The sequence below is a fragment of the Paenibacillus silagei genome (genome assembly GCF_017874735.1).
Lineage (GTDB): Bacteria > Bacillota > Bacilli > Paenibacillales > Paenibacillaceae > Paenibacillus_AQ > Paenibacillus_AQ silagei.
This window is the reverse complement of sequence record NZ_JAGGLV010000011.1, coordinates 124,249-147,598: the sequence shown is the minus strand read 5'-3', so window position 1 is coordinate 147,598 and position 23,350 is coordinate 124,249. Positions and strand designations below refer to the sequence as shown.

Genomic DNA, 23,350 nt, shown 5'->3' with positions numbered 1-23,350 from the left:
GTGGAAAATCAGCTTTTGTTGGGCTTGCTTACCATACACGTGGAATCATCGGCTGCCATCCTCCTCAAATTTTATAGGTGGAGCTTACCATTGAAGTTCTCCAGATGTCAATAATATCGGAGCATTCCGCATCTTCAGCCTAGTATGCTATATTGGGAATAATGAAGCGGATACAGGGGGCTGGAGGATGTTCTTTTTCATAGTAATGCTTTTATGTTTCGGTGTGTTCGTAGCGCTTGCCTATATATTCAATGCGAAGCATAAGATCGTGATGCCGCTTATCAGCGCGGTGGCGGTCAGTATGCTGGTGCAAGTGCTGGAGCAATTCTATATGAGCAGCATTATTGTCGTGGCGTTCATTCTGTATTTCATTATAAGCAGCATCAGGACCTTCAAGCATGAACAGTTCCAGTTGATGGTGGCGATTCTTTTCAGCACGTCCGTTGTTACTCTCATCATAACCTCAACCTACTTCAAGCAGCCTGTGGTTCCCTCCGAATCGGAGATGGTCAGGGTGATGTTCATCTATTACCCGCTGCTGATTCTATTTATCTCCTGCTATACCTACATGCTGCTTAGCGTATTCAATTTCAAGCTGCTTCAGTCCGGGAACCCGCTTGGGTATGTGATGGGTAAGGTGCGGGGCTTCAGGCGTATGATTCGTCTGCTCTGGATCGCTTCACGCAAAGGGCTGAACCATCTGCTCCAGCAGGATCATGCGAAGCTGCCGCAGGTGATTGCTGCCATTCTGGATAACATGGGCGGAGTCTTCGTGAAGTTCGGGCAGGTCTTATCGACCAAGAAGGATCTGCTGCCTGCGCAATACATCGAAGCGTTCTCCAGCCTGCATGACCAGGTTAAGCCGCTCAGCCGGAAGGAGCTGAAGGAGATCATCGACAGCAGAATCGGCGATCTGGAGGAGACATATGAAGACTTCGGAATGGAGCCCATTGCAGCCGCTTCGATCGGTCAGGTGCATCTGGCACGGCTGAAGTCCACGGGAGAGAAGGTAGTTGTCAAAATCCTGCGGCCGGATGTGAAGCAGAAGATGAGCGTAGATCTGGATCTGTTAATCCAATTCGTGACCCGGCTCTCCGAACGCTCCTCCAAAATCCAAAGACTCGGCTTAATCCAGCTCGCCCAAGGCTTCAAAACGAATCTGATTGAAGAGACGGACTTCGACATCGAAGCGCTGAATACCAACCTGCTGCGCCAAGCATTCCAGGAACACGATATTCCGATACAAGTGCCGAGGATCTACGCCGAGTACTCGACCAAGCAGATTCTGACCATGGAATATATTGAAGGGCACCGGTTCACCCGAAAGGTGACCAGTGACGTATCGGAAATGATCATGCACGCATTCCTGCAGCAGATTCTGATGATCGGCATCTTCCACGCCGATCCGCATCCCGGCAATCTGATGTTGACCCAGGACGGGAAGGTTGCGCTGATTGACTTCGGCTCCGTGGGTTATCTGACAGAGGAAGAGCGGGCCGGGATGTTGAACTTCCTGATGGGCTACAGCCGGAAGGATACAAAGCAGATGGCCCAGGGCCTGGCCGGAGTCTGTGAAGAAGGGGAGCTGTTGGATGTGCGAATGATCGAGCGGCGCCTCGGCAGACTTTTGTCCGAAGCCTCGTTCTCCCCTGATCCTACCAGTGTCATGATGAGACGGCTGATGTCGATGATTACCGAGCTGGGAATGTCTTTGAAGCCGACGGTGGCCGGTGCCTTCCGGGCGATTATTACCCTGGACGGGACTTTGTCCTCTGTAGATGAGTCGTACTCTCTATCCGCAGTAAGCCAGTCCTTCGCAGACCAGATGGATCAGGGGCAGATCGTCAAGGAGCAGCTGAACAAGGTGAAGGGGCGGCTGGAGGACTATATCCCGAAGCTGCTGGAGCTGCCGCTGCTGAAGGAGAACCGGATCACTCTGGCGCGTGAGGACAATCATAGTCTGACGGATTTCGTGGGGACGCTGACGGTCGGGATGTTCACGGTAATCTGTATGGTGATCATGCTGGCCAGCTTCTGGGTGCAAGGGGAGATCATGCGGTTCGTCCTGGCTCCCCTATCGATGTCAGGCTTCGGCACGGGGATGATTATCCTGATGATGTCCGTGATTAAGCAGTTGAAACCCAAGAGTTAACGGAGGGCTTACAGGATTATGGCGAATCTACTCTCGAACAAGAAGAGAATACGCGGGTGGAAGCGCAGGGTTAGGCAGGGTTCAATAGCGGATTGAGACACACACGGCCTCAGAGACTCCTCTGAGGTTTATTGTCTGTAGAGGGGGCCTTGGCTGGCGGCTACAAATCCCAAGGAGTTATGATATAATTTAGCTTTACTACAGCCGGATAAGGGATTATCCCGGCACGCATAGAGAGGTACTTCATATGATAAATAATTTCTGGCGTGAATTGCCACGCCCTTTTTTTATACTGGCTCCGATGGAGGATGTGACGGATGTGGTGTTTCGTCATGTGGTGAGTGCGGCGGGCCGGCCGGATGTGTTTTTTACGGAGTTCGTCAATACAGAGAGCTATGCTCACCCGGAGGGGAAGCAGGCGGTACGGGGGCGGTTAACCTTCACCGAGGATGAACAGCCGATGGTCGCGCACATCTGGGGGGACAAGCCGGAGTATTTCCGGAAGATGAGCATCAGCATGGCTGAAGAGGGCTTCAAGGGAATCGATCTGAACATGGGTTGTCCTGTAGCGAATGTAGCCGAGAACGGGAAGGGCAGCGGCCTGATCTGCCGTCCGGAGACCGCAGCGGAGATCATACAGGCGGCGAAGGCCGGAGGACTGCCCGTCAGCGTCAAGACCCGGCTCGGATTCAGCAGCGTGGACGAATGGCGGGGCTGGTTGACTCATATTTTGCAGCAGGACATTGTGAATCTGTCCATCCATCTGCGTACGCGGGAGGAGATGAGCAAGGTCCCGGCCCACTGGGAGCTGATTCCTGAGATTAAAAAGCTGCGGGATGAGATCGCGCCGGACACCCTGCTGACGATTAACGGGGACATTGCAGACCGGGAGACGGGCCTGAAGCTGGCCGCAGAGTATGGGGTAGACGGGATTATGATCGGGCGCGGGATTTTTCATAATCCGTATGCGTTCGAACAGGAGCCAAGGGAGCATAGCAGCAAGGAGCTTCTGGATCTGCTTAGGCTGCACCTGGATCTGCACGATCGCTATTCGGCGCTGGAACCCCGTTCCTTCAAGCCGCTGCCCCGCTTCTTCAAAATCTACGTCCGCGGCTTCCGCGGCGCCAGTGAACTCAGAAATCATCTAATGAACACCAAGTCCACCCGTGAGGTGCGTGCACTGCTGGATGAATTCGCAGGCAAGGAGCAAGACGGGGCGGAGGAGCTTGGGGACTCGGGGGAGGGCGTATGAGAAACTTTATTATTTTCGGAGCAAGCAAGGGCTTGGGAGAGGCCTTCGTCAAGGCGCTGCCGGTGGCGGGCGATCAGGTCTGGGTGGTCTCCAGAACGTATCCGGACAGCATGAAGCTGGAGGATGGGGTTCAGCGGACCTGGATTGAGGCTGACTTGGCGAAGCCGGATGCTGCGGGGCGGATTGCAGAATCATTGAACGGCGTTACCCTGGACGTATTCATCTATAATGTTGGCGTATGGGAGAGCAAGGGGTTCAGCGATGACTATGATTTTGAGCAGGATGATCCGGCTGAGATTGCCAGCATTATTAACATCAATGTGACTTCGGCGATTACGTGCATCCAGAAGCTTTTGCCCAATCTTATAAAGTCAGAGAACGCCAAAATCTTCTTGATTGGTTCTACGGCAGGTCTTGACCATAATGATTACACCCAGGTAACGTTCGCCGCGTCCAAGTTCGGTCTGCGCGGGATTGCCAATGCGGTGAGGGAGCATGTGAAGAAATACGGCATCGGTGTGACTGTCATCAATCCTGGCGAGATTGCCACGCAGATTCCATTGGAGGCTGGGGTGGAGCCCGTCTTGTCCGCCTATAACGGTGCGCAGATTCCGCTTCAGGATATCGTATCCCTGGTGCAATGCGTCATGAACCTGTCCAAGGCTTCCTGTGTGAAGGAAATCAATATTCCGGCGATGCTGGATTCGAATGCGTAGGGATGAAGGAGTAGTGAATGTCCAAAAAGTACATCAAGATAACCCGAATAACTATTCTCATCATTGCCCTGCTGATCGCAGCCGGATTGGTGTTTCCAACGTGGACACCCCGAATTCAAGGGGAACATAGCGTAAGTAAGTTGGAGCAGATCCAGATTAACGGCACGGGCCATGAAGTCATGATCAGAGGAGCAGACCGGCGCAATCCGGTAGTTATTTTTGTGCATGGCGGTCCCGGCTGTTCGGAAATTCCATATGTGCGGAAATATCAGGATTTACTGGAGCAGAACTTTACCATCGTGCACTATGATCAACGCGGAAGCGGCAAGTCGTATCACTTTGGAGAGGATTACTCGAATTTATCCACGGACCTGCTTGTCGATGATTTGCTGGCATTGACGGACTACGTGAAGCAGGAATTCGGACAGGAGCGGGTGCTGCTGATCGGCCATTCTTTTGGCACCTATATCGGGATTAAAGCGGCTGCCAAGTCCCCGGAACGGTTCACCGTTTACATCGGAATCGGGCAGATGGGCGATCTGGGAATCAGCGAGCGGGATAGCTGGAATTACTCCATGGAACAAGCCACGCGAGCCGGTAATACGAAGGATGTTGCGCGGTTAGAAGAGCTTCGGGCTCCCATAGAAGCAGGCGGGCAGCTGACGCCAAGAGACCTGGTGCGTAAATATGGCGGGGCCGCGAGATTAATAGACGATAACCGCGATTATTACACAGGGTTCCTCTTGAACCCGGAGTACAATCTGCTGGATGTGATCCGCTACCTGAAGGGCGTTTCCCTGTCGCAGGATATTTTGCTGGCTGAAGGGGCCAAGAATTATATTACAAGTGTAGTCGATGAGGTGGACATCCCCGTTTATTTTGTGATGGGACAATATGATTATATGACTTCTGTTCACGCGGCACAGCAATACTTCGCAGCACTGGAAGCGCCGGTGAAGGAATTTGTGATCTTCGAGAAATCGGCCCATTATCCTCAGTTTGAGGAGAAAGAGCGGTTTGCGCAGTGGCTGAATCAGCTTGAGTTCTGAAGGGCGGGATTATCTTATCCCTGGTGAAATGCGTCATGAACCTATAGCAAGTCCTCACGTGTAAAAGCGATCAAAGCTTCGGCCATGCTGGACTCGAATACGTAAGTGGATGTAACATCTTCTTCTTGAATTTTTCTTTGAATGTAAAGAGTCAGACATAAAGAATTATCACTAAAACAGGCCTTCTGTATTTGGTTAAGAAGGTCTGTTTTTTTATGTGTTCCACGAGTGTATGTTTATCTCACCTTCTTCAATTTCATAGTTCTTATAGATAATTGTTCCATTTTTGAAATTCGGGGTAAATGATATGTATATTGGTAGATCACCATATATACCAATAAATACTATCTTAGGAGAGTTCATATGAAAAAAAGAATTGTAGCTTTATTGTTAGCTTCATCATTGATTGGCTCAGTATCAGCAGTATCTGCTTCAGAAGTGGCAACAGATGCTACTCAAATCAATAATTTGAGTAGTGGCGATATTTCAGCTACACAGTTTGATGCTATGATAAATAACGCCAAGATGAATCTCTCGGAAGAAAAGGAGAAAGATTTTATTTCTAAAGCGATTTCAGGTAGCTCTTACCAGTATACATTTCTAGCTACTGATCCGAATGATAAAAGCTATGTATATGAAGAGCCTTTGAATGGTACACCACAGTTAACCGTTTTTGATACAATAGTTGAGGAAGATAGTATCCAGACCTTATCTTTGCCTACCGATCAAACTGATTTTATCAAAGATGGCGTAGGAGGTAGATATTATATATCGCCCACCGGAGCAGCTAACTCCTATTTAACTGTAACTTTAAAATTACCAGTTGATAGTATGGTCGCCCCTAAAACAGCGGCATATAACTACATTGGTTATTCTGCTGGAATTGATGAGGCTGACTTAGGGACGGTATACACAACTACTGCGGGACCAAGTGGCTCTGAAAAGGGTTGGAGAGTTGCTGCTAATGTTAAACATAACGGAGTCAAAGTTGCAATGAATGGCGTGTCACCTTACAATCAGATGTACAATAAAAATGCATTCCTTTCTAATTCATCGGTTACAATGTCATCTTGGTATAATTATAATGGAACGGGGCATGCTCGAATAAAAGTTGAAGGAACTGCAACGTGTGCGGACAATGCCTGCACTATATCAACTGATTCACCTCTTACTTCAATATTCGAGTCTGGTGTTATTGGATCAAATGGGATTAGCTCAATTTCCAAGTGGAAAATCTTATCAACCGTTGTTTCCTCTGATAACACAGGAAAAAATTACGCAGTTTATAGTGGTATCAAAATAAATGGAGTTGCAGTGTCAAGTGGTTCCTTTGGAACTCCTGAACAAGATCATGCCTATATTACTAGGGATGCAAATAACAAGGTTACAATTGATGTGGATTCAAGTAAGTACCCATTGTAATGAGATTGTAGAGAAGCGGGAGCTATTCCAAGTTACGGGATGGCTCTAATTTACATTTTTCTTTTTTTGCAACCTTTTCGGTTGTTTTAAACGTCTATAATATGGAAAAAACCTGATTGGAGGAGATACTTATGAAATTGAAATTTATAATACCGTTTCTTGTTTTCATCATGGCCTCAGTAGGCTGTATTTCAGTCTCCAGTGTGAGTGCAGCGACACCAACCACGTATGGCTCTGTTATTTTAGACGGGAAGCCCCTTGGCTTCGATGCTAAGCCCATCATCATAAATGGGAACACGATGGTGCCTTTTCGTAAGATATTTGAAGCATTAAATATGAATGTCCAATGGGATTCCAAAACCGGAAATGTTACGGCCCAAACTACAGGGACAACGATTAAAATGACAGTGGATAGCCTTAAGGCCAATGTCAATGATAAAGAATTCACTTTAACTCAAACTCCATTTAATACTCCTGAAGGAACAGTTTATGTGAACCTCCGTTTTATTAGCCAAGCCATAGGGGCGACTATAAGCTGGGATAATGTGAAGAAGATTGCAACCATAAATACTAAATAAACTTCGTATAATCGTACAGAAAGAATATAATCTTGTGTGATAGTAAATAGGCCGTTTCCTTCACCGGGGCGGTCTATTTATGTTCCTGAATTCCGACAACTTATGCTACATTGTTATATATCCCCAGTTCGTAATACTTCCGCCATGTATCTGGGACCCGATATAAGCGAGTATAGACACAGAAGCGTCGGGTGATCCCGAACATAGGAGGTTGAAAAGATATGGCTTATCAGAATATTGACGGTGTGCGCGTGTGGGGGAAGCCGGACGAAGGAGCCCTGGTGCAGGCCCGGATGTGTGCGGAGAATGGAAATGTGGTGCAGACCCTGCTGATGGCGGATCATCATAAAGGCTACAGCCAGCCGATCGGCGGTGTAGTCGTATACGATGGACAGATCTCTCCGTCTGGCGTAGGCTACGATATCGGGTGCGGGAATAAAGCGGTGCGGACCGGCTTGAAGATAGAGGAGCTGCGGCCGCGGCTCTCAGGGATTATGGATGAGATTGCCCGCAGAATCTCCTTCGGCATAGGCCGGGTTAATAACGAGCGTGTGGAACACGAGCTGTTCGACGACCCGGATTGGGCGGTGTTCAAGGCGGTGGGCAGCGGAGTACATGATAAGCTGAAGGCCCTGGCGCAGAATCAGCTTGGTACGGTCGGCAGCGGCAACCACTTCGTAGACATACTTGAAGAAGAGGCAACGGGCCGGGTATGGATTGCCAATCATTTCGGCAGCAGAGGATTCGGGCATAAGACAGCGAGCGGGTTCCTTAACCTGGCAGCAGGCAGAGACTTTCTGGCGAATGCCCCCGGGGAAAAGATGGATCAGCCGCCCGTTCTGCTCGACCTGAACAGTGAGCTGGGCGATATGTATTACAGAGCGATGAAGCTGGCCGGGCGCTATGCTTATGCGGGAAGAGACTATGTCATCCAGCAGGTCTTGGCGATTCTGGGAACGGAAGCGGATCTGGAGGTGCACAACCATCATAACTATGCCTGGAAAGAGACGCATGACGGCAAGGAAGTCATCGTCGTCCGCAAAGGGGCAACCCCATCGGCTCCCGGCCAGATGGGCTTCATCGGCGGCAGCATGGGAGACATCTCCGTAATCGTCCGGGGTAAGGACAGCGAGGAGAACCGGGATGCTTATTACAGCACCGTTCATGGAGCGGGCCGAATCATGAGCCGGACCCAGGCTGCGGGCCGTATGAACTATAAAACCCGTACCCGCAGCGGCGGTCAAATTACGACAGCGCAAATGCTGGAGGCGGTCCGGCAGTTCGGCGTAGTGCTGCGCGGCGCGGGGACGGACGAGAGTCCTTTTGTATACCGCAAGCTGCAAGAAGTACTGGACGCGCACGCCGGGACCATTGAGGTTATGCATGTGCTAAAGCCAGTGGGCGTATGTATGGCGGGCGCGGATGAGTTCGATCCGTATAAGGATTGAGGGGATGGAATCCATCACGAAGTCTCCACAGGCGGGCAACAAGGAAGGGAAGTATGGTAACATAGAACTTCAAGAAGAGGCCGACAGGCCTTTTCCCATTTTCAATAGGGAGGGATTACATGTCCTGGAGCAAACTGAAGCAACAACTGGAGGGCTTCCTCAGTCCATCCTTAGAAGGACGGGTAGAGTACCGGGCGCCCGCTTACCGCTATGCGCCGGATAAATCAGGCACCTGTTATATTACGGTGGACAAGAAGAACATTCTCAGCATGACCGACAAGTCAAGCCCCATCCGCTGGTATTCGTCTGAGCTGGAGGTCAAGAATGACCCGGAGCTCCATATCTCCGTCACCCATGAAGACATTGAAGCAGTCAGACTGACAGCCAAGGGGCCCATCCCTGAGGACCGCCTAATCATCATGGCCCGAAGCCGCTTAACCACCGAACACGCCAAGGCAATAATGTTGGCCCAGACCGCCCTGACGAAATCGAATTTCATTGTAGTAGCGAATAAGTTCCTGGTTACTCCTATCGAGGAGAGCCTAGAGAGCAGTGATATAGTACTGAATATTCTGGCTCTGATGGACCGGAGAGTCGGGCGGAAGCGGATCGAGGGGATGTCCGTGAAGATGCAGCGGAAGCATCCGGCGGTGGAGTATTTCTATGATCTGCGGCGCGGTGCACGATGATTGTTATGGCCGTTTCCGCTTGTACTCAGCGTTTCCCGGCAACCAGCATATATCCGGCCCCCCGGACTGTAATAATCCGCTCGGGATGGATAGGGTCTTGCTCGATTTTTTTGCGCAGATTACTGATGTGGACCGCCACCGTTCGCGTATCCTCCAGACTCTTCATCCCCCAGATGAGGTGAAACAGCGTATCGACAGTAACCACTTGATTCACGTTCTGTGCCATGTAGGAGAGCAGGCTGAATTCTTTTTTCGACAGAAAAATCGTTCTGCTGCCCATATGGACCGACTGTGCATAGAAATCCAGCGTCAGTCCCGGCAGCTCCAGCAGCTGTTCCCTTCTGCCCGCGGATACCCTGCGGAGATGAGCCTTGATCTTGGCCATGAGTACGCCCGGACTGAACGGCTTGGTCACATAATCATCCCCGCCATACGATAAGGCGCTGATCTTCACCTCATCCTCCTCCTGACTGCTTAGGAACACAATCGGGGCATTCGTGTAATTGCGTGCGTTTTTGCACCAGTCAATGCCGTTCTCATTCGCCAGCAGCACATCCAGCACAATCAGGTCCGGGTTAAATGACCCAAGCTGCATCATAGCATCGGCCCCGCTGTGGCAATACGAGGACTCGAAGCCTTCCCGCTGGCAGTATAGCTGAACAATCTCACAGATATGGGGATCGTCGTCGACGATCATAATTCGGTATGTGTCCATTCTATTGTCACTCTCCTGCTTCCTGAATCAATGGCAATATGACCTGGAAAATCGACCCCGTCTTCCCGTCGCTCTCCGCCCGGACACTCCCGCCATGCGCTTGTACAATTTCCCTGCATATCGCCAGCCCCAGCCCGCTACCTTCTACGCCCATGTCCAGCCCCGGCCGGTCCACCCGGTAATTGCGGTCGAAGATCTGCTCCAGCTGCTCTGGAGGAATACCCATGCCGGAGTCTTGTACGCTGATGACCACACACCGCGTATCGTTCACCTCGTCCATAGCTAAGGCAAGACGCACCAACCCGCCGCCAGGAGTGAACTTCATCGCATTTGACACCAGATTGAATAGTGCCTGCTCTAATCGTTGCGAATCAATCCGGGCAACAGGCAGGCCGGCGCCCAGGTCTGCTGTATCCCCGATGTCCAGATCGAAATCCAGCCCCGCATCCCGCACCACCAGCTCATATTGTTCATAGAAGCCGCGCAGGAACGGAGTCACCTGAACAGGCACCATCCGGTACTCCACTTGCCCTGTCTCCAGATGGGACAAGAAGCTCAGCTCCCCGATCATACGGTTGATCCTTATCGTGTTATCGCGGATATACTGCAGATACTGTTCATTGCTCTCCGGCTTGACCCTGTCCATCACCGCCTCGACATAACCCAGCATACTGGACAGCGGCATGCGCAGATCATGCGTAATGTAGGCCAGCAGCTTTTTTCGGCCTTCCTCGGAGTGCAGTAACCGTTCATACGACAGGCGGAGATCCTCGTGAGCTGCGGATAAGGCATGGGTGCGTTCCAGTACGATCTGCTCCAGATTGGCATTCATCCCGGTGAGCTTGAGATTGGCTTCCTGCAGCTCCCGCGCAATCCGTTCTTCATTCGTTGCTGCCCTTGTGAATCTTGAAGAGAGCAGCAGCATCTGGGCGACCGTGAAGATGAGCAGCCCGAACGGCGAGGTATTTTCGATGGGCGACCATTCGTTGTAATACAGGAAATCGTTGATCACCGTAGCCAGAGCCACCACCGACACCAGCAGGAAGATCAGCGCTCCCTCCATCCGGCGCACCGCCGCATGAGCCAGCCCCGCCATCAGATACACCATATGGATAACCACTACCACGCCGATCAGCACCAGCATCCGGGAATAGACGAGAGCAGGGGTCACCACAACCACCAGACAGAGTGCGCCGGTGACGATCCGGGAGCCATAGCGGAACCAACGCGACACGTAATCCGGGAAAATGCACTCAAAATACATCGTGATCATCCACCCGCCAAGGCATAGAATCAGATACTCCAGCTTGAACTGCAACTCCCATGGAAAATGCGGCAGCCATTGGGTAAGCATAAGCTCGCCGTTCAGCAGGGAGCGGATACCGAACATCACGGTGAACAGGCCGAAGTATAGCGGTGCCCGGTCTTTACGCCGCAGCATGAACAGCAGCAGATGATACACGCCGATTACCAGCAGACTGGCGGTGATGAACATATCGGCGGCAATCCTCAGATGGGTCCGGACCGTTAACACATTACTGCCGCCCAGCTCGATATTCTTGGTGATGCCGCCCCGCTTATGATGGAAGTTCGCTACTTGCATCACCAGCTCGACCGTGTCACCCTCAGGCTGGAAGAACACCAGTCTCGTAGCCAAGCTCGGCGTCATGCCCTCCTTTTCCTGATCCACCACACCGACCTCTGTCAGCAGCTCTCCATTCACCCACAATTTATAGGCATGAAAAATAGTAGGTAGCCGCAGAGCCAGCCGCTCCTGACTATCCTGCTCACTAAGCCGGATCACCAGCCGGAAGGTGGCATAGCCTTCGCCCTTCAGCGCTTGACCGTCCAGCGGGTAGCCGAGCCAGGAGCCCGGGATGTTGATATACCGTTCCCGGCCAGTCGGTTCCCCGCCTGCCATCCGGCTTCGTATATCTCCGGGTGAGAGCAGCTCGTGCCAATAGAAGGCCCATTCTCCCTGTAACTTCAGCGGATTCATACGGATAGAGGTATGCGTTAGATCCAGTAGGCCTTCCTTGCTTCGAGGCTTGGGGGCACCCGGCGTTGCAGACAGGATGGCATAGCTTGCGATCAGCCCGATAACTACGACCACAGCGATATGTAACCAGATATTACTAGAACCGGACCTTAGTATACCCCTCATCATGAAGCCGACCCCAATCTACAAGATTCGTCATTCTTAAGCTCATTGCCTTAATGATAGCATCATTGCCGAAAATTGTGTGAAATTGCACGATGTAAAGTTTTCTTTTCTTTCATTAACAGGCTAAATTCCTGTGTAGAATGCTAGGCAAGGAGATAGGAATGTCGAAAATTGTAAGTTTCTCGAGGTGATTCAAAAACTACAACAATGTTGGAATGAATTAGAAATTCGGTAATAAAATATACTACCCTGATGGATGGCCCCGTGGAGGGCCCATTTTAAAAGATAAGAATTTATATGCTTCGCGCTATAATTATCCTTATCTTTCTCGCTGAAACGGTACCGTCCTTTAAAAGGACGGCAATGCCGTTTCCGCTTGGTGTTATGTTTTGGGGCTTTGTGGGGTTATTTTATGAGGGGAAACGATCTAAGGAGGCTTGGCTATTGTATAAGAAAGTATCAGTCAGAGCTGTATCCCTAATGTCCGCGTTCGTATTACTGCTCTCCGTGTTCTTCACCGCCTTACCGAATGCAGATGCAGCCGCGAGAGGAGCGTGGTCGCCGAACACGGCCTATGCGGTGAATGACACCGTAACGTATGGAGGAGGTACATATACCTGTCTGCAGGCGCATACGTCCCTGACCGGCTGGGAGCCGCCGAATGTTCCTGCATTATGGAAAAGCGGCAGCACCACCACACCGACACCAACGCCCAGCACCCCCCCGGCCACGAACGGAGCCATCTTCTATGCAGATAGGGACTATGGCGGCAAGGCCGTCACCCTGGGAACAGGCAATTATGTGCTGTCCCAGCTGAACAATGCAGGCATTCCGAATGACTGGATGTCCTCGCTCAAGGTACCGAATGGCTGGACGGTTGAAGTGTATGCGGACGATAATTTCGGCGGCACGAAGTGGACCTATACATCAAGCTCCTCCTGGGTCGGCGAGAGTGTGAATGACAAGATGTCTTCGGTCAAAATCTACACCGGTTCACCGCCAGCGTCCGGCGTCACCCGCCCCTCCGAGGTGCCCAGCCAGATCTGGACCTATGCCATGAATGTGGACAATAAATTCGGCAAAGGCGGAGATTTCGCACTACTGTTGAGCGCGGTGATCAAGAAGGAGAGCAGCTTCGGAGCAGGCCTGCCGGGCAGCCCGTCCGCCGGTGACGGCTTGATGCAGGTCGAGCCGAATACACGCGCCGCGTATGCCTCCCAATTCAGCGCTAAATTCGGCCGTACGTATAATCACAGCAGCGAACAGGATCAGGTAGCCTTAGGCGGACTGATTCTTGATGAGAAGATCGCAAGATTCGGCAACATCTACAACGGACTCTTACATTACAACGGGGGCGACAACTGGTATCCAGGAGCCACCGATTCCTACGGCCGCCCGATCCTGGCGGATCAGTATGCGAATGCCGTATATGGTACGTATAAGGGGTATGGGGGGCAGAACTAAGGAAGTACTTCCTTTCATAAAAGAAACAAAAAGACGCTCGGGAATCCCGCAGCGTCTTTATTTTTGCGCGTGTGCCAAGCCCAGGTGAAGGTCATTCCCAATACGGCACGCCGCTGAAGAGGAACGATTCATTGTTTAAGTAGGACTTAATCTCTCTACTGGCTAATTTACCGATATGCCCGGGCAGCCATTCCTGCCAGTCCGGCAGGCCCAGCCAGAAATTCATCGTCTCCAGCTGTGCTGCAAGGAAGAAGCCCTCTAACCTTTTAATATAGTTATCCGGCAACGGATGGTGCTTGGAATAAGACTGAAGCAACTGTTCTCTGAATGAAGGATGGATGTAGGAGAACGTCCAGCCCAAATCTAATAAGTAATAACCGAACCCGCAAGCGCCAAAATCAATGGGCCGTACTTCTTCTCCATCAAACACTAAATTACTTGGAATCAGATCGGCATGAATCATGCCCCAATTGCTGGCGGTCCGCTCCATAGAGTCCATCATGTGAATGACCCGCTCGCCTGCATGCAGCAGAAGCTCCGTATCTCCTGCATCAAGCAGTCCGGCATTAGCGCGTTCCTTAAGCATATTAAGGGCCTGCTTGATCCGGGAGCCATCAAAGGCCGGGCGTTCAAAGGCAGCGGGGATGCTCCAGTTCGAGGCTTGCTTATGTAACTTGCCGATCAATTCACCTATGGCCCCGGCATCTTCTATAGTAGGAATGAAAGGCTTCTGTTCACCCTCCACCCATCGTAATAAAGTGCAGTGGGTATGGTTCACGTCCGTAATGAATTCTCCGCGAATATTCTTACAAGGTGAAGGCAGGGTCACATCGGTATCCAAGGTTAACGCTTCCAGCCAGACCATCTCGGATTGAAGCACCTCCCGCTTACTCCAGATTTGCTCAAGAGCATCACCTTTGGAGATATGCAGTCGGAGGCTGTAACTATTGTTGTCCAGATCAGTGACTTTGTAGATCGTATTGCCGCTCTGTGCAATGAAATCAACCGATTTGCAGCCTATAGAGTACTGCTCCAGTGCTTCCATTGCGGTATTTAAGTGTGCATCCAATCGCAGCTCGCTCCCTTATTTATCAAAGTATAATAGGTACGATATCATAGTTGTTCATGGGCGGGAATGGAACCGTTGACTATATTTGTTTTTTATTGATAAGGGGAGCCGGAGCTTATTCCGGAGCTGTAGATGTTAGTATTTCTGCTCTTTGAATCTCTTGGCGCGACCGATAGCTTATCCTGCCGAACAACGCAGCAGAAATTATAGCCGCTACAGCAACGGAGGCAGCAGCGACCCACGTAATGGCTTGCAGCGATAAATAGTTAATGACAATGCCTCCGAGTCCAGCCCCCGCCGCTATCGCCAGCTGCAGCACAGATGTGTTGAGGGCAAGCATGACACCAGATGTCTTGGGAGACAAGGTAAGAAGATCATATTGCTGGCTTGGAGAAGCTGCCCAGGAGAAGAGCGACCAAAGCACCAGCACTGAGAAAACAAGGAATATGGAAGTGCCAGAGACTACCGATAACAATATCAGCATCACCATATTTAACAACGTTGCTCCAGTTAAAGTTCTGGCTACTCCCCATCGATCGGTGCCGCTTCCCCCTGCCTTTGACCCGATCAGACTGGCGATGCCGTATGCGAACAGGGCTCCGCTTACCCAGCGATCGCTCATTCCGGCCACTTCCAGCAGATAAGGCGACAAATACGTGAAGGCAATGCCATAACCCATCGTCATAAAAAAGTTAATGGCGAGAGAGAGTGCGATTCGCGGTCTCTTCACCATAGCCAGTTGTTTGGCAAAGGAGATCGGCTCATCGCCTTCCATACGCGGTATTGCACTTGCCAGGACGGGCAGACTGACCAAGGCAAGAAGGCTAATGCCGCCGAAAATCAGCCTCCAATCGTATGCGGCGGCAATCACCCGGCCAATGGGCACGCCCAAGATAAGTGAAGCGGTGACACCCATTAACACCGTTGCAATCGCACTCCCCTTCTTGTTCGAAGGAGCTAACTTAGCGGCTAAGGCAAGCGATGTCACGACAAATACGCCAGTTCCGAGCGCCATGATTATCCGTGCAAACAGCATAAATCCATAACCCGGAAAAATCATGATTAGCGCATTACTCACGATAATTAAGCCAAGCGAGTACAACAACAACTTTCGACGGTCAAACCGGGCCGTGACCCCCATTAGGACCGGGGTACCTATGGCGTAGGCTAGTGCGTAGACGGTCATTAACTGTCCAGCCTGAGATAATGTCACTCCGGTATCTGCGGCGACTTTATCTAAAATGCCCGTGATCATGTATTCGGATGTCCCGACAATAAAGCAGACCACAGCAAGTATGAAGATTTTCCAGTTTTGTCCCAAATTAATCGTTCCCCCTCGTTAATCAATGGCTGATGTTAGTGTAAACAGTAAATAAGAAATGTAGAAGTACGCACTTTTAAGTCCTATAGGATGATGTTGGTGCTATAGGAACATGGAAGTTCCCTAGACAAGAGGACAGAACTAAATAGAGGGAACACGAGATGCCCAGGTTCGCCTGAGGAGTCTTTGGTGTGCGAAGGGGAGGGGATAACCAGCATATGATATACTTGGGGATGAATGTTAGGATGATATCAAGAGGAATGAGGAACAAGGAGGGTTAACCTTTTATGCGTAAAGGAAAGGGTTTTTTAATACTGAGAATTCTAGTTGCCGTTCTTCCTATGGTCCTGTTGATCCAAAATTATGGTACCACCATTCGGATTTGGCTCATTCCTGTAACAACAACAATAGGGCAGGTCGCACCCGCCTTACCTAATAAGAAGATCACTACATTGACCTTCATTCCTGGAAATGACGCAGAGAGCGAATTCAAGATTAAGGGTGAAGACCATCTTAGCGATCTCATAACCCGGCTTTCCAACCTGCAAGTGAAGGAAAAGACAAAAAGTGACCAAAAAGGAGCCGATCCCTTCGACTCCATATTTTTAGACGTCCAGGGTAGCATAAGAGTGATGCTGGATGTCTCCGAAGATAAGAAGGAGCTGCTTCTGCTGAAAGTTAGCAAGGATAACACAACAAGCCGCTGGTATTCCGTCCTGAACCAAGAGGAGATGAAGCAGATCGTCAGCTTAATTATGGCAAAAAGAACAGATTGAAGCTTACGATTTCTTACATACGCTGATAAGGAGAGGGGAGGAGGGGGTGAACGGTGTGCGATCCCAGTCTGCATACTGATGCTCGATACGAAATCCGTAACCGGTCAATAACTCCGTCAGCGCAGCGTATGTTGTAAACCGGCAGTCGATTCGGGACTCTGTCCGCTTATCGCCCCAATCGCGACAGGTTACCCAGTGCATGATGGAACGTTCCGCATCGTAGGTCTGTGTGCCCGATACCTTGACTACGTTGCCATCTGAATCGGTGAATTGCCCCCAAATCGTCTCCCCTTCATCGGACAGGTCAGTTCCTGCGGGATTACGCGTCTCGAAGATCAGTCGTCCTCCGGGCTCCAGATGATTGTAGACTGTACTGAATAAGGCGGCCTGATCCTCATCGCTCAAAAAAGCCTGAAACGCATTCCCCGTTAAATAGATCATGGCGAACTTCTTATCAGAGCGGAAGGTTCGCGCATCAGCTTCGATAAACTCTACAGGCAAGTTCCCGGCCTTCATCCGCGCATAAGCCAGCATAGAGGAAGCAATATCAACGCCAGTCATTGCGATTCCCGCCTGAGCCAGCGGTAGGGTCGTCAATCCGGTTCCGCAAGCCAGCTCCAAAGCCTCTCCGGCAGACGCCTTGGCCCATTCCAAATAGAACTGATATTTTCGTGTCTCCCCGCCGAACTCCAGATCATAGTTGATCGGGTCACGGTACTCTTCCAGATTGTTATGCGCAGTCAATGCTAGCTCCTCCTTGGCAATACAATATAAATGCATAAAGGTAAGATAGCATAGCTGTTCATAGGCGTGAATGGAACTGTTGGTTATATTCGTTTTTTATTGATAGGAGGGAAAAGAAATATGTTCAGCTTACATAGCTTCACTGACAGCAGTTGTCAGTGAAGCTGATTTATTATAGAGATAGTCATAGAGGGAGGAGCTACACATGAAACATACAGTATATCTATATGTGTTAGACACCATGGCAGACTGGGAGATAGGGTATCTAACGGCTGAACTGAACTCGGGAAGGTGTTACAAGGAGGGACAAGCTCCATCTACAATAGTTACCGTAGCCAATGAGAAGACACTGATTACTACCATGGGCGGACTGAAAATCATGCCTGACATCACGGTAGATGAGTGCAGCTTGGTAAGCGGAGATGCCTTGATCCTACCCGGCGGTGAGACATGGACCGAAGCCATCCACAAGCCGATCCTTGGGCTCGCTGAGAGATGTATACAGGAGGATATATTAGTGGCAGCCATTTGCGGAGCTACCATGGGACTGGCCCAGGCCGGACTGCTGAATGCACGCCCGCATACAAGCAATGACCTGAAGTACCTCAAAATGATCTGTCCCACGTACACCGGCGAAGAGTTCTACCAGAACCAGCCTGCTGTAACGGACAGCAAGCTGATCACAGCAACCGGCATCGCCCCGCTGGAATTCACCATGCATGTATTGAAAGCCCTGGATGTAATGACTCCACAAAAATTAGAGGCTTGGTATGGTCTGTATAAGACACAGGAAGCGAAGTATTTCTATGAGTTGATGGGATAAGAGCAGTTAATAAGGGTACCCTCTCTTCACGGAGAGGGTATTTGTGTTGGTCTGGCTAGGCGCGGTAGTACACGAATTCCAACATATGGTACGATGTGAGGGGAGCTTAATTGAAGGTTAGAGGCTAAGGGGGAAGGCAAATGGAGGCAATACACTCTCATAATTGCAATCTGAACATATGGTATTATCTATCCGATGAAGTATGGAATAGAGTTGCTAAGTTATATGAGCGTATGCCTGGTTGGATCGGGTACATTAACGGGATTCCACACTGGTATGGGCAGGAAGAGGATAACGTATACATTCAGGCATCCGTTGAGCCAAGCGGGTTATCATTTTTTGCTCGAATGAATCAGAGTGATTGGGATTCTTGGATAGCAAGGTTTAAATCTGAAGCGACAAAGGAATTAGGGTTCGAGGTGGGGGAGCCTGAGGATGGGTTTGAGTGAAGGATATGTATTCAACACCTAATTACTACGCAGAGCCTACCGGCTTCACAGTGAAGGTTAATTAGCTTAACTGTACCGATAAGGAGGATAATGACATGTCTGTTCCCGCTGTTTCCAGATCATTGCTATGGTGGAGTGCCGTGTTGACGGTGATTATCCTCTTTGGTGTTGTTGTCTACCGGACAGGGTCCGCCCTGTATCACAACCATCAGTTACGTAATGATTTCTCAGCTGCGGCAGCTGCCAGTCCCTATCAACAGGGGATTCCGCTGGAGCAAATGGATCTGAGTGCGTATAGCTCCTATTTTCCCAGCATATCTGGCGAGCTTGAATATTCATTAACTCATCGTATAGAAGCGCCTGTGTCTCTGCAGTATTATACTCAGATTCCAGGCGGGGCAACGGCGGTTGCCTTAGAAATTCCCAAGGGAACAATCATTGAGGCCATTCCGCCAAAATCCCAGGGATCTTCATTCTATGAGTTAGGGTATGGGTATACCAGCTATCCTACCTATGAGAAGGGGTGGCGGTATGTCCGGCCGTTCAAGACGGCAGAGGATGCAAATCCTGCATTGAGCGAGAAGTATTACTATGTGCAAATGGACAGCTTAGAGGCTGTATTGGATTCAGCGATTAGAGCAAACAAGCCTTTTCGTGCAGGGGTGCGTCAGCAGCACTGGACCCTGGATCGGGGAACGCTTATATTTGCACGATATATTGATGACGTACTGTATCAGAATGGAGCGTACCTCTCACCGGATTTGTTCTACCGGACCTTTGACCGCTGGAACATCATGCTGCTTGGGGCGGTGGTGATGATCACCATTATCCTGTTAAGTCCAAGCTCATGGTTTGCCCGAAAACGAAGATAGAGAGACATTAGAAGCTACGTGATACTGAATGATTAAGAGAACGCTGTGGCGTTCTTTTTTTCTGCGCCAGCCTATTATTCACGAGCCCGAATCACCAGGAAAAAGGGTATAATTAATTAAAAATGGAATTAATATGGTTTTTATGGGGAGGGGTTACAAATTTCACTTCGCGTTCTAAAGGCTTGTGAACCCGATGATGATAGAACATTCATGAAGAATTTATATGAGAACCACTATCCTTTAATGAGAAAGAAAGCATTTAATATTATTAAGGATCAAGAAGTCATTGATGATCTAATTCAGGAAGCTTTTATAAAGCTGATCCCCAAAACATCTCTATTGCGCTCCTTAAGCGGCTGCAAAGTTACCTCTTATGTCGTCAACACCATTAAGCATTATTGTTATGACCATATTCGAAGGTGCACCCGGCGTTCCAGGAAGGTCTATACCGGCTTGAAGAACGATGTAGCGGAGCAAATCCCAGATCCCTCAGCCGCGACAGAAGAAAACTACATCGAAGCTGAAGCCATAGGAGCACTTACGGAAGCAATGCTGCAGCTATCTGAACGCGACCGGAATCTACTCTACTTCAAATACAATCTGGAGCTGCGGGATCAACAAATCGGGGAGCTCTTGAATATTCCCACACAGCATGTGCGGCAGTATATATCGAGAGCTAGGGGGCGGGTGCTGCGGGTTTTGTCAGAAGAGGGTGGGGTATAATGAAAAAAATAAAAATACTACTCCTGATAATTGTTCTGATGGCTTGCGCCTTAGGAGCGGCTGGATTCAAAATATTCATAGATAAAACAACGAGCGAAGTTGAAGCATACTTATTAGAAAACCGAGGGTATTACCCTAATGATATATATGAAATTTATACTCAAATTGGTAAGGCACCTCTGGTAAGTACGACCGTTATTTTTGAGGACGATAGGAGTTCCAGATATTTGTATCGTAAAGAAAACGGAAAGATATATCAATATAGTAGGGCGCCCGTTCACGGTGTGTACGATGGAACAAAACGATATAAGCATATTGAAGAATGATAAGGACCCTAACGACCCGGGGAACGAAGGGATGTTATATCTACTGTGTTGAGATGAGTTGTAGTGAAAGTAATAAGGAGCAGCCCTTTGTAAAAAGGATGCTCCTTACTTATTTTTAAGAGTGAATTAATTGCTGGTAATAAGGATAACTTCGTTGCTCACGATAGAGAATAACCCTTCCCAATAACACTGTAGCTTGCCATTCTCCTTCGGGGAGATTTTCTAGCACTAGGGCGAGAAGGTCTCTTACTGTCATGTTTTCAACAAGAACATTAACCGTGGCTGCTAATTCTTCTTGGTATACTCTTTTCTCGAATCTAAATGTATATGGGAGATTTGCTGATAAAATCTTTAACAGTTCACCACAACTATAAGTTCCGATTGGAACAAATTTCAATGGAATATCGATATCAATTGGATACTGTTCGTCAAAGCGCGCAGGTTCTTGAGTATCTCTTTGTCTTCCGGGATCATTACCACCAAAACCTGAATAGTTCCAAGGGGCCCCATAATTTTGAATTAGCATTCCTTCAAGATCTGCATTTTTGAAAACAGGTATTGCTATCGCTTTGAAAAATATAGAAAGCGGATCAAGTCCTTTTCGATGTTGGATATGTGTTGCATGACGAGATAAGCGACTTTGAAACCCAGCTCTTGAATCTGTTTTTCCCACATACATAATTCTATCGTCCTGTATAAGGAGGTACACGCCGTTTTTCTTTGCGGGTATTGTAGCAACATTATAATGTGATAACGGTGCTGCCTGTACACTTTCAATGAATGGCGGTAAGTCTCTTTTAAAGGCAAGCTCAAGATCAAGTTCAAACTCATCGAATCCTGGAGTTGGCACCACTTACACACACCTTTTTAATAGCTTTTTTTGTAACTCAGCTTGGTTCAGAACATCATATATTTTCTTGGCGACTTGTGCAGCAAGTTCCATAGGTACTGCATTTCCAATTTGTCGCATCGCTTCGCTCCACGGCCCCTGGAAGATATAATTATCTGGAAAGGTTTGTACTCTTGCCGATTCACGTATAGTTAAATAACGATAAGTACCATCGGGGAAAGCAATCATATTTTCTCCACCTGGAACTCCATGTGCACCAGCCTTGAGTGTTTTGGATGGTTCATCCATAACACTGCCTGTGTGTCCCGGGTATGGTTTTGCACCAGGCTGATAGACATGGTTCGTGATATCTGTTGTTAGAAGTGGGTCAGGCAAATCGCAAATTGCGTCACGAAGGGTTACCCAAGGAGCCAATAAGCTTTCCATGGTAACTTGTGACAACTTTGCTATTGCTTTCGATGACGGAGATATCTGTGTCGGAGCTATATTTCTTGAAGACCAGTAATCGCCTGTAACCCATTTGGATACTTGCAAAGAATATTGAGAATGGGTCACCTCAGGGAAGTTCCACTGAGCATCGACATCAGCTCGGAAACCTATGAAAAAAATTCGTTCCCGACGTTGTGGAATACCGTAGTCAGCAGCATTCAGTACTCTAGGGGGAATCACTTTATACTCAGGTTTATTTCCTCCAGTACCGGTGTGATGTCTTTCAAGCCGGGACAGATGATCCTGCCAAGACTCATTAACCTTTCGAGATAAGGAAGGATAGGTTAACTGTAAAACGATATATTCAATGTAGGTTGAAAAAGATTGGCGAGCCAATCCACGAACATTCTCAAACAAAAAAGCCTTTGGTCTGATTTCACGGACTGCTCTGATAGCTTCGGGGAACATATCACGGTCATCATTCCAGGCTTGGTGTCTTCCACCCAGAGAAAATGGTTGACATGGAGGCCCGCCTGCAACCAAATCAAGATCATAACCGAAATCAGAATATGTTAAGTCTCTTACGTCCCCTTCAATAATATTCCAATCTGGTCTGTTCAATCTTAATGTTGAGCACGCATCTGAATTCCATTCAGCAACTGCGACATGTTTAAAGCCAGCTTTATCCGTTCCAAGAGCTAACCCACCTGCCCCAGCAAACAATTCAAGTGCTTTCATATCTTCCTCCGATACAAACAATCTTACAAGATTGCTTATTTTCTGACATTATATCATTTAGTAGTTTATATTACATTAGCTAATGATCTTCACAGTCAAAGGTTCTTCTCGCTATGGGGCTTCTAATGAAAAGGAGTCCTTTTCTGTGTAATTTTAGGAATATCATAGATTTACATTAAGGATTGGGCTATCATCATTACATACAGAGAAATTGTGGAAAATTGAATTTGACCCACTGGGCGGAGGTACACATGGACGAATTAATGCAGAGAATCATTCAATTCCGTGACGATAGGGACTGGAAGCAATTCCATGATCCCAAGGATCTGGCGCTCTCGATCACGCTGGAGTCTAGCGAGCTGCTGGAGCTTTTTCAATGGAAGAACAGCCAGCAGGCTATAGAGCAGCATTACTCCGACATGCAGGACGAAATTGCGGATATTCTCATCTACACGCTAACGCTCGCGCATGATCTGCAAATCGATGTTAAGGATGCTATCCTCCAGAAGATAGACAAAAACGCGAAGAAATACCCCATATCCAGCTCCAAGGGAAGAGCACATAAAAGTACACAGCAGTGA

Annotated in this window: 23 protein-coding genes; 16 read left to right on the top strand and 7 right to left on the bottom strand. The window is 49.0% G+C overall.

Annotated features, from left to right (window positions below; translation table 11 throughout):
* The first annotated feature begins 205 nt into the window (after window positions 1–205).
* The 8 genes from J2Z70_RS17610 to J2Z70_RS17575 all read left to right on the top strand — a co-directional run bounded on the left by J2Z70_RS17610 (window position 206) and on the right by J2Z70_RS17575 (window position 9,306).
* Window positions 206–2,152 (top strand): ABC1 kinase family protein, encoded by a 1,947-nt coding sequence (locus tag J2Z70_RS17610; protein ID WP_209875433.1) that lies wholly within the window; start codon window positions 206–208, stop codon window positions 2,150–2,152.
* A gap of 247 nt (window positions 2,153–2,399) precedes the next feature.
* Window positions 2,400–3,404 (top strand): tRNA dihydrouridine synthase, encoded by a 1,005-nt coding sequence (locus J2Z70_RS17605; RefSeq protein ID WP_209875432.1) that lies wholly within the window; start codon window positions 2,400–2,402, stop codon window positions 3,402–3,404.
* Entirely contained in the window at window positions 3,401–4,120 is a 720-nt protein-coding gene (locus J2Z70_RS17600) for an SDR family NAD(P)-dependent oxidoreductase (RefSeq protein WP_209875430.1), read from the top strand. Before J2Z70_RS17605 ends, J2Z70_RS17600 begins: the two co-directional genes overlap by 4 nt.
* A gap of 17 nt (window positions 4,121–4,137) precedes the next feature.
* Window positions 4,138–5,169 (top strand): alpha/beta fold hydrolase, encoded by a 1,032-nt coding sequence (locus tag J2Z70_RS17595; protein WP_209875428.1) that lies wholly within the window; start codon window positions 4,138–4,140, stop codon window positions 5,167–5,169.
* 363 nt (window positions 5,170–5,532) lie between these two features.
* The gene (locus J2Z70_RS17590) at window positions 5,533–6,591 is read left to right on the top strand and encodes a YrpD family protein (protein ID WP_209875426.1); all 1,059 of its coding nucleotides are present in this window, start codon (window positions 5,533–5,535) and stop codon (window positions 6,589–6,591) included.
* Between the two features lie 131 nt (window positions 6,592–6,722).
* Entirely contained in the window at window positions 6,723–7,169 is a 447-nt protein-coding gene (locus tag J2Z70_RS17585) for a copper amine oxidase N-terminal domain-containing protein (protein WP_209875424.1), read from the top strand.
* A gap of 221 nt (window positions 7,170–7,390) precedes the next feature.
* Complete coding sequence (locus J2Z70_RS17580; RefSeq protein ID WP_209875422.1) at window positions 7,391–8,617, top strand: RtcB family protein; 1,227 nt, start codon at window positions 7,391–7,393, stop codon at window positions 8,615–8,617.
* A 119-nt stretch (window positions 8,618–8,736) separates the two neighbouring features.
* Window positions 8,737–9,306: an SF0329 family protein gene (locus J2Z70_RS17575; RefSeq protein ID WP_209875420.1), complete on the top strand. Its 570-nt coding sequence runs from the start codon at window positions 8,737–8,739 to the stop codon at window positions 9,304–9,306.
* Between the two features lie 25 nt (window positions 9,307–9,331).
* Here J2Z70_RS17575 and J2Z70_RS17570 read toward each other — a convergent pair whose 3' ends face one another.
* Complete coding sequence (locus tag J2Z70_RS17570) at window positions 9,332–10,021, bottom strand: response regulator transcription factor (protein WP_209875418.1); 690 nt, start codon at window positions 10,019–10,021, stop codon at window positions 9,332–9,334.
* Window positions 10,022–10,028: 7 nt separating this feature from the next.
* Window positions 10,029–12,188, bottom strand: a complete 2,160-nt coding sequence (locus J2Z70_RS17565; protein ID WP_209875415.1) for a sensor histidine kinase — start codon at window positions 12,186–12,188, stop codon at window positions 10,029–10,031.
* Window positions 12,189–12,629: 441 nt separating this feature from the next.
* Between J2Z70_RS17565 and J2Z70_RS17560 the strand changes: the two genes are divergently transcribed.
* Window positions 12,630–13,649, top strand: coding sequence for a carbohydrate-binding protein (locus J2Z70_RS17560; protein ID WP_245368314.1), 1,020 nt, complete (start codon window positions 12,630–12,632; stop codon window positions 13,647–13,649).
* A gap of 91 nt (window positions 13,650–13,740) precedes the next feature.
* Here J2Z70_RS17560 and J2Z70_RS17555 read toward each other — a convergent pair whose 3' ends face one another.
* Together J2Z70_RS17555 and J2Z70_RS17550 are read right to left on the bottom strand one after the other, a co-directional pair.
* A complete protein-coding gene (locus J2Z70_RS17555; protein WP_209875411.1) occupies window positions 13,741–14,718 on the bottom strand; it encodes a phosphotransferase enzyme family protein in 978 nt (325 codons plus the stop codon).
* Window positions 14,719–14,833: 115 nt separating this feature from the next.
* Window positions 14,834–16,039 (bottom strand): MFS transporter, encoded by a 1,206-nt coding sequence (locus J2Z70_RS17550; protein WP_209875408.1) that lies wholly within the window; start codon window positions 16,037–16,039, stop codon window positions 14,834–14,836.
* Between the two features lie 287 nt (window positions 16,040–16,326).
* On the opposite strand from J2Z70_RS17550, the gene J2Z70_RS17545 reads away from it, so the two are divergent.
* Window positions 16,327–16,815, top strand: coding sequence for a hypothetical protein (locus J2Z70_RS17545; protein ID WP_209875406.1), 489 nt, complete (start codon window positions 16,327–16,329; stop codon window positions 16,813–16,815).
* 3 nt (window positions 16,816–16,818) lie between these two features.
* Here J2Z70_RS17545 and J2Z70_RS17540 read toward each other — a convergent pair whose 3' ends face one another.
* Complete coding sequence (locus J2Z70_RS17540) at window positions 16,819–17,559, bottom strand: class I SAM-dependent methyltransferase (RefSeq protein WP_245368313.1); 741 nt, start codon at window positions 17,557–17,559, stop codon at window positions 16,819–16,821.
* A 205-nt stretch (window positions 17,560–17,764) separates the two neighbouring features.
* On the opposite strand from J2Z70_RS17540, the gene J2Z70_RS17535 reads away from it, so the two are divergent.
* The 5 genes from J2Z70_RS17535 (at window position 17,765) to J2Z70_RS17515 (ending at window position 20,752) form a co-directional block, all read left to right on the top strand.
* Window positions 17,765–18,382 carry a type 1 glutamine amidotransferase family protein gene (locus J2Z70_RS17535; RefSeq protein ID WP_209875402.1) on the top strand — a complete coding sequence of 206 codons (618 nt, stop codon included), beginning with the start codon at window positions 17,765–17,767 and terminating at the stop codon, window positions 18,380–18,382.
* Window positions 18,383–18,522: 140 nt separating this feature from the next.
* Window positions 18,523–18,831, top strand: coding sequence for a hypothetical protein (locus tag J2Z70_RS17530; protein ID WP_209875400.1), 309 nt, complete (start codon window positions 18,523–18,525; stop codon window positions 18,829–18,831).
* A gap of 95 nt (window positions 18,832–18,926) precedes the next feature.
* Entirely contained in the window at window positions 18,927–19,703 is a 777-nt protein-coding gene (locus tag J2Z70_RS17525) for a hypothetical protein (RefSeq protein WP_209875398.1), read from the top strand.
* 210 nt (window positions 19,704–19,913) lie between these two features.
* The gene (locus J2Z70_RS17520) at window positions 19,914–20,426 is read left to right on the top strand and encodes an RNA polymerase sigma factor (RefSeq protein ID WP_209875396.1); all 513 of its coding nucleotides are present in this window, start codon (window positions 19,914–19,916) and stop codon (window positions 20,424–20,426) included.
* Window positions 20,426–20,752, top strand: a complete 327-nt coding sequence (locus J2Z70_RS17515) for a DUF3139 domain-containing protein (RefSeq protein ID WP_209875394.1) — start codon at window positions 20,426–20,428, stop codon at window positions 20,750–20,752. The genes J2Z70_RS17520 and J2Z70_RS17515 overlap by 1 nt, the downstream gene beginning before the upstream one ends.
* Before the next feature lie 115 nt (window positions 20,753–20,867).
* On the opposite strand, the gene J2Z70_RS17510 is transcribed toward J2Z70_RS17515, so the two are convergent.
* Both J2Z70_RS17510 and J2Z70_RS17505 read right to left on the bottom strand, forming a co-directional pair.
* A complete protein-coding gene (locus tag J2Z70_RS17510) occupies window positions 20,868–21,602 on the bottom strand; it encodes a GIY-YIG nuclease family protein (protein WP_209875393.1) in 735 nt (244 codons plus the stop codon).
* A 3-nt stretch (window positions 21,603–21,605) separates the two neighbouring features.
* Window positions 21,606–22,769, bottom strand: a complete 1,164-nt coding sequence (locus J2Z70_RS17505) for a DNA cytosine methyltransferase (protein WP_209875392.1) — start codon at window positions 22,767–22,769, stop codon at window positions 21,606–21,608.
* Between the two features lie 251 nt (window positions 22,770–23,020).
* Between J2Z70_RS17505 and J2Z70_RS17500 the strand changes: the two genes are divergently transcribed.
* Window positions 23,021–23,350 (top strand): nucleotide pyrophosphohydrolase, encoded by a 330-nt coding sequence (locus tag J2Z70_RS17500; RefSeq protein ID WP_209875391.1) that lies wholly within the window; start codon window positions 23,021–23,023, stop codon window positions 23,348–23,350.